We start from the raw sequence: 12,422 nt of genomic DNA, 5'->3' as shown, positions 1-12,422 counted from the left end.
ACTGGTACCTCCGTCCCCTTCGTGGCATATTCGGCGCTCTGTCGCTGCCGGGTCATCTGGGGGTTCGTCCGTGAGGTTCGCTGTCACGCTGCGGGACGGCCGGGCCGCCGGCACCCAGACCGAGGCGCTCGTCGACGCCCATCCCGACGCCGAGCTCGCGGTACTGATGCCCCAGCTGCTGCACGCCCTGGACGACGACACCGACCCGGCCCAGGCCGCCCGGGTCCAGGTCTGGGTGGACGGGCGGCGGGCGGTCACCGACTCCGACAAGGCCGACACGCTGCGCTCGGCGGGTATCCGGCCGGGCTGCGTCATCGAGCTGCACGCCCACGAGGAGCAGCCCACGCCCATTCCTTCCGGCGTCGCCGAGATCCGCGTGGTCAACGGTCCGGGCGCGGGCCGGGTGCACCGTCTGGGGCTCGGGCAGACCGTGATCGGTCATGAGGCACCGGGTCTCGACCTGCCTGATCCCGACCTCGCGGCCGATGCCCTCACCGTCAGCGCCCGGCCCGGTGGCCTGGTCGAGGTGATGCCCGGCCCGGGCGCGACCTTCCTGCTCGACGACGAGGAGCGCAGCGAGCGCCGCGCCTGGCCCCACAACAGCTACCTGCAGGCCGCCAACACCGTGCTGCAACTGGCCGAGATCAGCGAACCCGATGCCGACACACAGCCGTTCGAGGGCGGGCTGGGCCTGGAGCTGTTCCGCCACACCCGTTCGGCCCGGCCCCGCAGCGGAGCCCGGTTCGTGCTGCCGCCACGCCCTCCCGTGGTGCGGTCGATCCCGGGCGGGGAACAGCGCCGTCTGCTCTCCCAGTGGTTGCGCGACCGCGAGCAGGCGACCGAGGAGATTCAGCGGGCTCTCGACCGGGAGACCGAGGAACGGCGCGAGGCCACACCCGACCCGGCGCTGGCCCTGATGGCGGCGGTCGGTCCGGGACGCCGCCTGTGGGAACGACTTCCGCTCGACGACGACTGGCTGCAGCTGCGGCTCGGGCTGGCCTCGCAGCCTCCGCGCACGGTGATCGACGACCGCGACTCCGGCACCCCGCTGCGGGTGGGCCGGGCCCGCTGGCGCACCCAGCCGCCTGACGGACTGCCCACCCTGCTGCACAACGTGCCGGTCACGCTGAACCTTCAGGCGGTCGGGGTGCTCGGGCTGACCGGTAAGTCGTCGGTCGCCCACGCCACGGCGCGCTGGCTGGTGGCGCAGTGCGCGGCCTTCCACGCGCCCCGCGAGCTGCGTATCACCGTGCTCACGAGTCATGACTACGCGGCCCGCCGCCGCTGGGAATGGGTTTCGCGGCTGCCGCACGCCCGGCCGGACGAGGCCTCGGGGGTGTCGGTGCTGATCGGGAACGACCATGACTCGGTCGAGCGGCGCCTGCTGGAACTGGGCAGTCTCATCGACGAACGGCTGCGTCAGGTGCTCCCGCCGGGCCAGCGGGTGACCGCCTCGCCCGAGGTGGTGGTGGTCTTCGACGGCGTCCGGCGGCTCTCGAACATCCCGGGGGTGCGGGCCCTGCTCGAGGAGGGCGCGAACGCAGGCGTCCACTCGATCTGCCTGGACGACGACGAGCAGGCCCTGGCCGACGTCTGCCGGGCGGTGGTGACCTGCGCACCAGACGGCAGCATCGCCTTCCAGCGCGCGGAATCCGTGGTGCTGGACGGGATCCGGCCCGACCTGGTCGAGGCCGCCTGGGCCGACCGGCTGTCCCGCTCGATCGCGGCCGTGCGGATGGCCACGGCGCACCACCACCCCGACCCGACCCCGGTCGAAGACCCGCTGGCCTGGCCGATCAGCTGGGACGACGTCGGCTACCCCGCCCCCGTCGCCCGGGCCTGATCACGAACGAGAAACAACCTCGTTCGTGATCAGGCCATGGTTCCCGGGTGCGGCTCAGCGGTTCACGGCTTCACGATGTTCTGGACCTCGGCCACCGGGATGTTCGCGACGACGGTGTTGGTGAGGCCTTCCAGCGTGCCGCCGGTGTTGCCGGAGCCCCGCCAGGTCGCGCCCCAGTTGGTACTGGCCTCGACCGGATACCCGCCGGAATATCCGGTGGACGCCTTGGTGAACTCGACGGTGCAGGCGCCGTTCTCGCTCATGCCCGCGGAGAAGGGCTTGATCGCGATGGGCGGGTCGCAGTGTTTGCTGCCGCCGGGCCAGGACAGATCCAGGCCACCCGTCTTCGCGGTGACCTCGGCCCAGACCGCGGCACCGGCACCGACCACGTCGGCGCGGATCGAGCGGGTACCTCCGGCGCCACCGACCGAGGCCGGGTCGGTGACCCAGAAGAAGGTGGGCAGTCCGACCAGTGTGGCGTCGTCGGTGTTGTGGACGCGGGGGTTGCGGTCGATCTCCGGGTCGGCGATCTCCATGTTGTCGCGGGCCGCCTGAGCCAGTTCGTCGGGCGTCACCAGGGGCGCCGGGATCGGTTCACCGGCCCCGAAGGCCCGGTAGAGGTTGACCACGCCGGTGGTGCCGTCGCCCTCGATCGGATCGAGCACCTCGTCACCGCCCAGGCCGTAGTCCGCGTATTTCGCGGGATCCTTGCAGTAGGCCTTCCACCAGGCGACGTCCTGGCCGGCCTCCTCGCGCGCCACCGCGTCTTCCCACTGCTGACGAGAACCGTACTGCGCGTAGATGCCGGGGCTCTGCACCCCGCCGGTCACCTCGTCGTACCAGTCGAGCATGGCGGCGGCGTCCTGATAGGGGCCGGCCGCCGCCTCCCACCAGCAGACGGGGTGGAGGTTCACGGAGACCGTGGTGCCACCGCCGCCGCCCGGGGCCGCATCACCGGTGAGACGAATCTGCACCGATACCGAATAGCCGCCGGCCTCAACATTTCCCGGCCCCTGGTCGGCCCGGGCGCCGGACATCGACGAGAGCACGGCGAGGGGCACCGCGGCCGCGGCGAGCGCGAGAAACCCGTTGCGGGGTCTCATTTCTTCCATCCCGCACAGGTCGGGGCCTTGCTCGTGGGCCACGCGGTCACGCGCCAGACCCCCTGATCCTTCTTGGCTTTCATGCTGATCAGCATTCCTCCGGGAGGCGGAACGAGCACATAACCGTTCTCGTCGAGCTCGGACGTACCGTCGAAGTGGCAGCCGGTCACGACGAGGGCGTCGCCCTTGACCCGGACCGACGAGACGTTGACGACGAACCGGCCGACGGACCTGCGCCCGGCGGCCTGCTGACTGGCTGCGCGCTCGCGCGCGCTGGTCCGGGCCTGGCCGGAGGCGACGGCGGCGAGACCGGCCTCGTCCACGGTCCAGGTGTTGGAGATCTGGACGCGCTGCTGCATGTACCCGATCACCGCGTCCACGGCGTCCTTGGCGTTCTGCGTGCGGGCCCGGACCTTGCCCCGCTCCACCCAGGCACCCTCGCCCCGCGCGTCGGCGGGGGTGTAGGTGACAGCGGTGGACGCCGGGGAGGGTTCGCGGGAGATCTTGGGGATCGATCCGGTGCCGGAGGGGGTGGGGATGGACGTCGCTCCGCCCGCCGCCCCGGTGCGGTCGGGGCTGTCGGTACCGGGACTGCCGGACAGCTGGCCGGAAGCTTCGGTGGACCGGTATTCAGGCAGCTCGTAGGGGTTGTCGGAGCCACATCCGGCCAGGGCCGGACCCACGACGGCGACCACCACGACGGCCGCGGGAAACACGCCCGCTCGGCGCCTCATACCAGCTCCGGCTCCTCTAGTACTCACAAGTAGGGCCTAACGCCCACCGGCCCCGTACTGGTGCATCAAACGTTTCCTAACCATCGCACCTCGATTAGTGCATAAGGTGCGTCAAGGTGGCATTATCGTCACCCTTCGTTGATTACCTAGATCATTGCCGTCACGGGCGATCGCGAAGTGCATCAGACCATGTCGACTGCGTAATCGACATGCCCATCAGACCAGACTGGAAGATCAAGAACAAACCATCCGGAAACGACACCAGCACTGGGTGGCCCGAGGAGAGCTCTTGAGCACGCAGGAACGCACCGACGTCCGGTCCCGGGAGTCCGGCGGCCGGGGCTCCACGGCCGGCACATCGAAGGCCGCGCCCGGCACCGAGCGACTCCCCCGCCCACCCGGCACGCGCCGCCCCGGCCTGGCGGTACTCGCCGTGCTGCTCATCGTGCTCGGCGCCGCCGTGGCCGGGCTGCTCGCGCTCCGCCTCGACGACCGGCAGGACGTGCTGGTCGCCCGCAGCACCATCGTCGTCGGCCAGCAGATCACCGCCGAGAACCTGGCTGTGGCCAAGGTCGCCTCCGACGGCGTCGCGGTGATCGCCGCCGACCAGGCCGACGCCGTGATCGGCCGGTTCGCCGGCGCCGAGATCCCGCCCGGCCGCCTGCTCGACCCCGGGATGCTGGCGAGCACCAGCCTCCTGGGCGCCGACAAGGCCGGGGTCGGGGTGTCGCTGGGCGTGGGCCGATACCCGGCCGGTGGCCTGGAGACCGGTGACGTGGTGCAGGTCGTGCGCGCCGTCGAGGGTGAGGGCAAGGCGATCGCCGACCAGGCCACCGTCAGCTCGGTCAAGACCTCCGACGACAGCGTCTTCGCCTCCGGGGGCGAGAGCCAGGCCGTGGTGACCCTCATCGTCAGCCGCAACGAGGCCGTCCAGGTCGCCGCCGCGGCCGCCGCCGACCAGATCAGCCTCGTGCTTCTGGAACGCGGGGCCACCACGAAGGGCAACTGATGGCGCTCGTCGTCCTCGTCTCCGCCAAGGGCGCGCCGGGAGTCACCACGCTCACCGTCGCCCTTGCCGCCCTGACCCCGGGCGCGGTCGCCGCCGACCTCGATCCGGACGGCGGTGACCTGGGACTGCGCTACCGCCGTCCGGACGGTGCACCGCTCGACACCGACCTGGGCGTGCTCTCTCTCGCCACCGGTCTGCGCCGCGACCTGCCCGGCCACCGCTGGCTGCCACAGGTCGACGGCGGCCCCGGCGGTTTCGGCGGCACGAGCGGATCGGCGCCGGACGGCCCGACCCGGCTGGAAGACCATCTCCAGGTCACCGGCGGTGGGCTGGACCTGCTGCTGGGCGTCAACGGCCCGGAACAGGCCGCCGGCCTGGGGCCGCTGTGGAGCGCGCTGGCCCGGGCGCTGTCCGAGGAGGCCGGCCGCACGGTCTACGCCGACTGCGGACGCGTCGGGCCGGCCTCCCCCGCCATGCCGGTGCTGCACCAGGCCGACGCCGTGATCGTGGTGGCCCGGCCCGAGGTCGAGGAACTGGCCCATCTCCGCGAACGCCTGCGCTTCCTCAACAGTGCAGTGCCAGGGCGGTTTGCGGCCCGTGCGCAGATCGGCGTGGTGCTGGTGGCGCCCGAGCGTGACCGGGCTGTCGTCGGCCGCACCGAGCAGCTGCTGCACTCCTCCGGGGTCGGCGTGCCGGTGCTGGGGGCGATGGCGCTGGACGCCCGGGGCGCCGAGGCGTTGCGGGGCATGAACCGCAGCCGGCTCGCCCGGTCCACCCTCATCCGGTCGGTGCGTTCGCTGTTGCCGTCGGTGAGTCTGCTGGCGGGCACGATCCCGGAGCTGTCCGACCCACCGCGGCCGATCGACGCCCCCGCACGACCTCTGCCCCGGCCGGTGCCTCCCGTCCAGCCGGCCGGCCCGGCCGAACCCCCTCCGAGTGTGCCGTCGGGCGGGCGAAACTCGTTCGCCGAGGCCCGGCCACGGAGCCAGGACCATCCGTCGGGTCAGACCCAGCCATCGGGTCAGGCCCAGCCATCGGCCCGGTCCTCGGGCCGGCCATCGGGTCAGGCCGGCCCGTTCGACCAGGCCGAGCCGTTCAGCCACGCTCAGCAGGCCACCCGCGCCGAGTCGCTCAGCGACGCCGGGCCACCCCGGGGCGCAGGAGCCTTCAGCGACGTCGAATCTTTCCGCGGAACAGGTACTTTCGGCGACGCGGGATCCTTCGACGTCGAGGCGTTCAGTAATACCGGAACCTCCCGCCACGCCGAGGTCACCCGGGAGAACAGCCGGGAGAACACCTGGGAGACGACCCCCGAGACCCGGCGTCCCTCGGGCACCACGACCACCGCCCCGCAGGCCCCGGCCCCGGCCCCGGCCCCGGTGGCGGAACTCCCCCGCCGTAACTCGTTCTTCGGTGACGCACCCCCGGTCGACGAAGACCCGGACCTGAGCCACATCACCGTCGCCCCGGGCGTCTTCACCGCGAGAACCGATGGCCGACCAGAAGACGCATCCGGCCCGGCCACTCAGGCCGGTCCGGTCGGTCCGGTCGGTCCGGTCGGTCCGGTCCGCGGCTTCGCAGGACTCACCACTCCCCCGCAAGCCCCCACGCACCTGGCCGGGTCCCACCCCGAAGACTCGTCCGAGACCACGGACGAACTACGCCACAACCGCTCCCGCCGCGCCGCCACCGGCCGCGACCCAGGCGCCTTCACCACCTCCGAGCGCCGCCGGGCCAGGCGCCACGTGATGCCGTCGGAAGATTCCGAGACCGGCTACGGAATCGGCAGTTCCAGCAACGAAAATGAGGGCGCGCCGTCCGTCGGCACCTGGCTCCAGGACCGGCGCCCCGCAACCCCCGAGCCCACCGGCCGGTCCTCCGCGCCGACGCCGGACAAGCAGGCCTGGGGCACCCTGCACGACCGGACCCGCCGGGACGAAGACCCCCTGACCCCGGATCCGGCCACGGAGCCCCGCAGCAACACCGACCCCTTGACCGTCGACCCTCGCAACCACGCCGATGCGCCGGGTGCACCGGCCCGGAACACCGGCCCGTTCGGGGTCAACCCGCCGGAAAACGCCTCACCCGGCGAAGTCTCCCGGAACCCCCACCCGGCGGAGACAGGGCCGTCCGAAACCGGATTCCCGCAAACGGGTACCCGGGGCACCGACTCGTCCAGGACCGGGTCCCTGGACACCGGCTCACCGGGCGTAGGTGCTCAGGCCGCTCACCCGTTCGGGACAGATTCGCCGAAGGCGGGATCTACGGGTGCCGTGGGTTCCGGATCCCTCAGTGCACGGGCGCGGAGCACCGACGCGCTCGGTGGCGACCTGCGGGACACCGGATCACCGGCGACGCCTGCGTGGGGCACCGCTGCTCTGGGTCCGGATTCCCGGACCTCCGGCACCCGTGCCGACGAGACATCGGATGGCTCTCCGGCCGAGCTCGACCGGCGGGGTGGATCGTGGGACCGCGCCGAACTGGAGCGCGCCGAACTCAACCGTACGGAGCTGAACCGCGCCGACCTCCACGAGGTGGCGAACGCCCTGCGCGCGTCCCTCGAACGCGACAGCCGCGAGGCCGGGTGGGAGCGCTCAGGACCCGGCGCCCGGAACCGGACCGTACTGAGCCGGGCTGAACCGGACCGGACCGGACCGAGCCAGGCCGACCTCGGCCAGGCCGAACTGGGCCAGGCCGAACCGGGCCAGGCCGACCTCGGCCAGGCCGAACCGGGCCAGGCCGAACCGGGCCAGGGCGAACCGGGTCGGCGAGAAACCGAAACGGGCCAGAGCGAAACAGGTCAGAATGGTCTGGGCCCGGACGACCGGCCCGGCCCACTTGGCTGGGTGGAGCCCCTCCCCCGGCGGCGACCTCGTCCCGTCCCGGATCCTCCGGACCCCGTGGACCCCCGGGGCCTGGCCATCTCGTCCCCTCGCATCGAATTCCGCAGTCCCTACCGGACAACGGACCTGGAAGAACCGGCCGCCCCCTCCGACGGCGACGACGCGCGTCCCTCGCACGACGTGACCGAGGGCGATGAGCCCCAGAAACCGCAGAATGTGCTGGGCGACAACGCTTCCGCCGGGAACATCGTTCGCTCCGAGGGCACCGGGTGGATTGCGCCGGAGGTGGCGCCGTCGGAACTTCCGTCGATCCAGGACGCCGTCCCGACCGCGGTGGCCTCCCGACCGGACCAGGCGCCGGCTCGGTCTCTCGCCGACACCTCGCCCACCGGCCGCGGCCACCCGGGTATCGCTCCCACCGGGTCAACCACCGCGTCCTCTGATCAGCAGACTCACCGCACCGGGTTCACCGAACCGACCGGGGCGACCACCACGTCCCCCGATCGAACGACCCACCCCACCGAGCCCACCGAACCGACCCAGGCGACCACCACGTCCCCCGATCGAACGACCCACCCCACCGAGCCCACCGAACCGACCCAGGCGACCACCACGTCCTCCGACCCGATGACCGGCCGCGCCGATCTCTCGCCGGGGAGCGCTGTCAGCTCCGAACCGGGCGTCCCCGCGCCCTACCCGCCCGCTGACGGACCGACCACCGGCAGCCTGTCCTTCGACCGGGCCGCGATCCTGCGGGACATCCGCAATCGGGCCCGGCTCGGATCGGACGGGACCGGTACCTGGTCCGGGCACACCGGGTCGATCCCGGTCGGCCCGGCCACCGGTGAAAGTGCCGAGGCGGACGGCGAGGAGCCCGAGGAGCACGGGAAAACCCCGACCGGTCGGCCCGGGTCGATCGTCCAGGCGCTGCGGGCCCCCTACGAGCCCGCACCGTTCACGTCCGGAGATGGCCCCGGGCCTTCCGCCGGACCGTCGCAGGGAGCAGACTCGCCGCAGCACCCGGACGGCGACGAACCGGCAGGGGGTCGCTGATGGCCATCGACCAGCGCGTGGTGCGGCGGCTGCGGGAAGAGGTCGCCGACCTCCTCGCCCAGCAGCGCCGCGAGGACGCCCTGACCGGCGCCCCGGTGATGAGCGCGGAGGACGAGCGGCAGTACGCCCGCGCGGTGATCGGCCGGGTGCTGGATCTGCACGCCCGCTCGGAACTCTCGCTGGGACGTACACCGCCGGAGGCCGACGAGGAGACCGAGCTCGCCGAGGGTATTCACGCGGCGCTGTTCGGGGTCGGCCGGTTGCAGCCGCTGCTCGACGACCCGCTCGTGGAGAACATCGACATCAACGGCTGCGACCAGGTTTTCGTGGGTTACGCGGACGGCCGGGAACTGCCGATGCCGGCGGTGGCCGAGTCGGACGACGAGCTGATCGAGCTGGTGCAGCTGCTGGGTGCCTACTCCGGGCTGGCCAGCCGGTCGTTCGACGCGGCCAACCCGCAGCTGGACCTCCGGCTGCCGGACGGCTCCCGGTTGTCGGCGGTCATGGGAGTGACTCCCCGGCCCGCCATTTCGATCCGTCGTTCGCGGCTGAGCCGGGTCACGCTGGACCAGCTGGTGAAGAACGAGTCGGTGACGCCGGAGCTGGCGTCGTTCCTCTCGGCGGCGGTGCTGGCCCGCAAGAACATCATGATCGCGGGGGCCACGAACGCCGGGAAGACCACGCTGCTGCGCGCCCTGGCCCACGAGATCCCGCCGTACGAGCGGCTGATCACGGTGGAACGGTCACTGGAGCTGGGGCTGGGCGAGTTCCCCGACCTGCACCCGAACGTGGTGCCGATGGAGGAACGCCTCCCGAACTCCGAGGGGGCGGGCTCGATCGGGATGGCCGACCTGGTGCGCCGATCGCTGCGCATGAACCCGAGTCGGGTGATCGTCGGTGAGGTACTCGGCGACGAGATCGTCACCATGCTCAACGCGATGAGCCAGGGCAACGACGGCTCACTGTCGACGATCCACTCCAACTCGGCGCTCGAGGTGTTCAACCGGATCTGCACGTACGCGATCCAGTCGGCGGAACGGCTGCCGACCGAGGCCACGATGATGCTCATCGCCGGGGCCATCGACTTCGTGGTGTTCGTCGAGCGCCGTAACGACTACGCCGAGGGCGGCAAGCTGCGCCGCATCATCACCAGCGTGCGCGAGGTCAACGGGGTGGACGGCCGGGTGCTCTCGAGCGAGGTGTTCGAGGCGGGCGACGACGGCCGGGCGGTACCGGCGGCGCCGATCTCGTGCATCGACGAGCTGATCCTGAACGGTTACGACCCGGCCGTGGCAGCGGGGTGGACGGCATGATCTCGGAGTTCGGGGCGACCGGTCAGCTGGCCGGGATCATCGTGGGCGGAGCGGTGGCCGGGGGCGGTCTGGCCCTGCTCGGCAACGCGCTGATCCGGCGCGAACGCGACCTCGGCGGCGCCGACACCCGCTCGCTCAGTACCCGCACCGTGCGCCGGCTCAAGGGTTTCGGCACGCGCCTGCCGATCGCCGTGCTGGTGGGCGTGTTCATCCTGCTCATCACCGCCTGGCCGGTGGCCGCGATCGCCGCTTTCGTGATGATCCTGGCCTGGCCCGCGCTGATGGGCGGGGCCCGGGAGGAGCGGCGGCAGGCCGAGCGGCTGGAGGCCCTGGCCCTGTGGACCGAGTCGCTGCGCGACACCATCGCCGGGGCGGTGGGTCTGGAACAGGCCATCATCGCCACCTCGCGGGCCGCGCCCGGACCGATCTCCGACGACATCGTCACCCTGGCCGACCGGCTGCGGGTGCGCGTGCCGCTACCGACCGCGCTGCACCGGCTGGCCGACGACCTGAACGATGCCAGCGCCGACCTGGTGGTGGCCGCGCTGCTGCTGAACTCCCGCCTGCGGGGGCCCGGTCTGCGGCAGGTGCTGACGAGTCTGGCCGACTCGGTGCGCGCCGAGGTGGACATGCGCGGCCGGGTGACGGCCGGGCGGGCCGCGACCCGGCGCAGCGTGCAGATCGTGGTCACGGTGACCCTGCTCTTCGTGCTCGGGCTGCGCACGTTCAACCCCAGCTACGTGGAGCCCTACCGGCACCCGGCCGGTCAGGTCGTGCTGGCGATCGTGGTCGGGTTCTTCGCGGCCGGCTTCTTCTGGCTGAAACAGCTCTCCTCGTACGACCTTCCGGAACGATTCCTGCACCACTCGAGCCAGTCCGAGGGGGTGGCGCGGTGATTCCCATCATTCTTGCCGGGGCCCTGGCCGGAACCGGTCTGCTGCTGCTCGTCATCGCGCTCTCCCGCCCGGCCATGCGGGGCGCCGGGGCCCCGGCGACGCTGGCCGCGATGGACGCCGAGCGGCAGAAACTGCTGGCGCAGGGCCTGGCCTCGGACAGCAGCGCCCAGCGGGCGGTGCGCGACCGGGCCGTGTCGGGACGGACGTCCTCCATCGGGCGGTTCCTGCGGCAGCAACTGGAGCTCTCGGGTGTGCACCTGCCGGCCGGGCTGCGCTCCGACCTCTCCCTGATCGACCGCACGATCGAGTCCCACCTGGCCTACAGCCTGCTGGGCGCGGCGCTCGGGGCGGTGCTGCCGTTCCTCTTCGGCGGGCTGCTGGTCGGGCTGATCGGTGGCCTGCCGGTCGCCACACCGGTTTTCCTGGCCCTGTCCGGCGTGGTGGTCGGCAGCCTGCTCCCGACCATCCAGGCGAGTCAGCGGGCCACCGTGCGGCGCCGCGACTTCCGCCACGTGGTCGGCTCGTTCCTCGACCTCGTGGCCCTGAATCTCTCCGGTGGACGTGGCATTCCGGAGGCACTGAACTCAGCGGCGTCGGTCAGTGACGGCTGGGCGATGGTGCGGTTGCGCGACACCCTGGCCATCGCCCGGCTTCAGGGGGTCACGCCGTGGGCGGCTCTGAGCCGGCTCGGCGAGGAGACCGCGATCAGCGAACTGAGCGACCTGGGCGCTGCCCTCGAACTGGTCGCGGACGACGGCGCGAAGGTGCGCGAATCGCTGGCGGCCCGGGCGGCCTCGATGCGTCGCCGGGAGATGGCGGACACCGAAGGACGTGCCCAGGCCCGCTCGCAGTCCATGCTCATCGCCCAGCTCCTGCTGGCCGTGGGCTTCCTGATCTTCCTCATCTACCCGGCGATCGTCCGGGTACTGACCACGACCTGATCTGAAGTGTCCCGATGAAGGAGAAACGTGATGAAGAGCGGACCGTTCCGGTTCGACCCGGCCACGCTGCCCGGGTACGGAGAAATGATCGTCCGCGGGCGGGTCGACCGGGCCCGGGCCCGCGTCATCCGGGGGCCGGTCGACCGCGGCGCGTCGGTGGTGGAATGGGTGGTGATCTCGGCGCTGCTGGTCGGGATCGCGGCCGCCGTGGGCCTGCTGCTGGCGAACAAGCTCAAGGCCAAGGCCACCAGCATCAACCTGGACACCGGCGCCATCTGACCGTCCGGGGATTTCGCCGCGACCGGGGCGCCAGCACCATCGAACTGGCGCTCTACATGCCGATCCTGATCTTCGTGATCTTCGCGACCGTGCAGGCGGCGCTGTTGTTCCTCGGCAATCAGGCGGCCTCCGCGGCCGCCAGGGAGGCGGCCCGGGTGGCGCGCACCAACGGCGGTTCCGCGGCAATTGGCATGGCCGAGGCGCGCGGGCGCGCCTATGCGTCCCAGGTCGGTTCGGGTGTCATTGAGGACGTTTCGGTACAGGTGGCCGCGGTCGGCAACGACGAGGTTCGGGCTGTGGTGACGGGTAAGGGCGTTCAGGTGGTGCCGGGCATCCCGGGAATCCGGATCCGGCAGGTCGTGCAGGGGCCCATCGAGGAATTCAGGCCGGATCTATGACGAGGCAGCC

Annotated in this window: 10 protein-coding genes; 8 read left to right on the top strand and 2 right to left on the bottom strand. The window is 71.9% G+C overall.

The window, feature by feature from the left end; all coding sequences use genetic code 11:
- Positions 1–70: 70 nt before the first annotated feature.
- Positions 71–1,843 carry a hypothetical protein gene (locus LR393_RS01515; protein WP_231481030.1) on the top strand — a complete coding sequence of 591 codons (1,773 nt, stop codon included), beginning with the start codon at positions 71–73 and terminating at the stop codon, positions 1,841–1,843.
- A gap of 62 nt (positions 1,844–1,905) precedes the next feature.
- On the opposite strand, the gene LR393_RS01510 is transcribed toward LR393_RS01515, so the two are convergent.
- Positions 1,906–2,946: a hypothetical protein gene (locus tag LR393_RS01510; protein ID WP_231481029.1), complete on the bottom strand. Its 1,041-nt coding sequence runs from the start codon at positions 2,944–2,946 to the stop codon at positions 1,906–1,908.
- Positions 2,943–3,680 carry a hypothetical protein gene (locus LR393_RS01505; protein ID WP_231481028.1) on the bottom strand — a complete coding sequence of 246 codons (738 nt, stop codon included), beginning with the start codon at positions 3,678–3,680 and terminating at the stop codon, positions 2,943–2,945. Before LR393_RS01505 ends, LR393_RS01510 begins: the two co-directional genes overlap by 4 nt.
- A gap of 289 nt (positions 3,681–3,969) precedes the next feature.
- Here LR393_RS01505 and LR393_RS01500 point away from each other — a divergent pair, with 289 nt between their 5' ends.
- From LR393_RS01500 to LR393_RS01470, 7 genes are read left to right on the top strand one after another with little or no spacing between them, the layout of a single operon-like run.
- Positions 3,970–4,689: an SAF domain-containing protein gene (locus LR393_RS01500; RefSeq protein WP_231481027.1), complete on the top strand. Its 720-nt coding sequence runs from the start codon at positions 3,970–3,972 to the stop codon at positions 4,687–4,689.
- Positions 4,689–8,585, top strand: coding sequence for a hypothetical protein (locus tag LR393_RS01495; RefSeq protein WP_231481026.1), 3,897 nt, complete (start codon positions 4,689–4,691; stop codon positions 8,583–8,585). Before LR393_RS01500 ends, LR393_RS01495 begins: the two co-directional genes overlap by 1 nt.
- Complete coding sequence (locus tag LR393_RS01490) at positions 8,585–9,898, top strand: CpaF family protein (protein WP_231481025.1); 1,314 nt, start codon at positions 8,585–8,587, stop codon at positions 9,896–9,898. Before LR393_RS01495 ends, LR393_RS01490 begins: the two co-directional genes overlap by 1 nt.
- Positions 9,895–10,794, top strand: coding sequence for a type II secretion system F family protein (locus LR393_RS01485; RefSeq protein ID WP_231481024.1), 900 nt, complete (start codon positions 9,895–9,897; stop codon positions 10,792–10,794). The genes LR393_RS01490 and LR393_RS01485 overlap by 4 nt, the downstream gene beginning before the upstream one ends.
- On the top strand, positions 10,791–11,735 hold the full coding sequence (locus LR393_RS01480; protein WP_231481023.1) for a type II secretion system F family protein: 945 nt from the start codon (positions 10,791–10,793) through the stop codon (positions 11,733–11,735). Before LR393_RS01485 ends, LR393_RS01480 begins: the two co-directional genes overlap by 4 nt.
- Before the next feature lie 30 nt (positions 11,736–11,765).
- Positions 11,766–12,014: a hypothetical protein gene (locus tag LR393_RS01475; protein ID WP_231481022.1), complete on the top strand. Its 249-nt coding sequence runs from the start codon at positions 11,766–11,768 to the stop codon at positions 12,012–12,014.
- Positions 12,011–12,412: a TadE/TadG family type IV pilus assembly protein gene (locus LR393_RS01470; protein WP_345718770.1), complete on the top strand. Its 402-nt coding sequence runs from the start codon at positions 12,011–12,013 to the stop codon at positions 12,410–12,412. Before LR393_RS01475 ends, LR393_RS01470 begins: the two co-directional genes overlap by 4 nt.
- The last annotated feature ends 10 nt before the right edge of the window (positions 12,413–12,422 follow it).

It is taken from the genome of Kineosporia mesophila (assembly GCF_021129235.1).
GTDB classification, from domain to species: Bacteria; Actinomycetota; Actinomycetes; order Actinomycetales; family Kineosporiaceae; genus Kineosporia; species Kineosporia mesophila.
This window is presented reverse-complemented; position numbering and strand designations above follow the sequence as displayed.

Bases quoted from the DNA above. Each gene is read 5' to 3' on its own strand.
- LR393_RS01485 (WP_231481024.1), top strand. From the start codon at position 9,895: ATGATCTCGGAGTTCGGGGCGACCGGTCAGCTGGCCGGGATCATCGTG.
- LR393_RS01495 (WP_231481026.1), top strand. From the start codon at position 4,689: ATGGCGCTCGTCGTCCTCGTCTCCGCCAAGGGCGCGCCGGGAGTCACC.
- LR393_RS01490 (WP_231481025.1), top strand. From the start codon at position 8,585: ATGGCCATCGACCAGCGCGTGGTGCGGCGGCTGCGGGAAGAGGTCGCC.
- LR393_RS01505 (WP_231481028.1), bottom strand. From the start codon at position 3,680: ATGAGGCGCCGAGCGGGCGTGTTTCCCGCGGCCGTCGTGGTGGTCGCC.
- LR393_RS01475 (WP_231481022.1), top strand. From the start codon at position 11,766: ATGAAGAGCGGACCGTTCCGGTTCGACCCGGCCACGCTGCCCGGGTAC.
- LR393_RS01510 (WP_231481029.1), bottom strand. From the start codon at position 2,946: ATGAGACCCCGCAACGGGTTTCTCGCGCTCGCCGCGGCCGCGGTGCCC.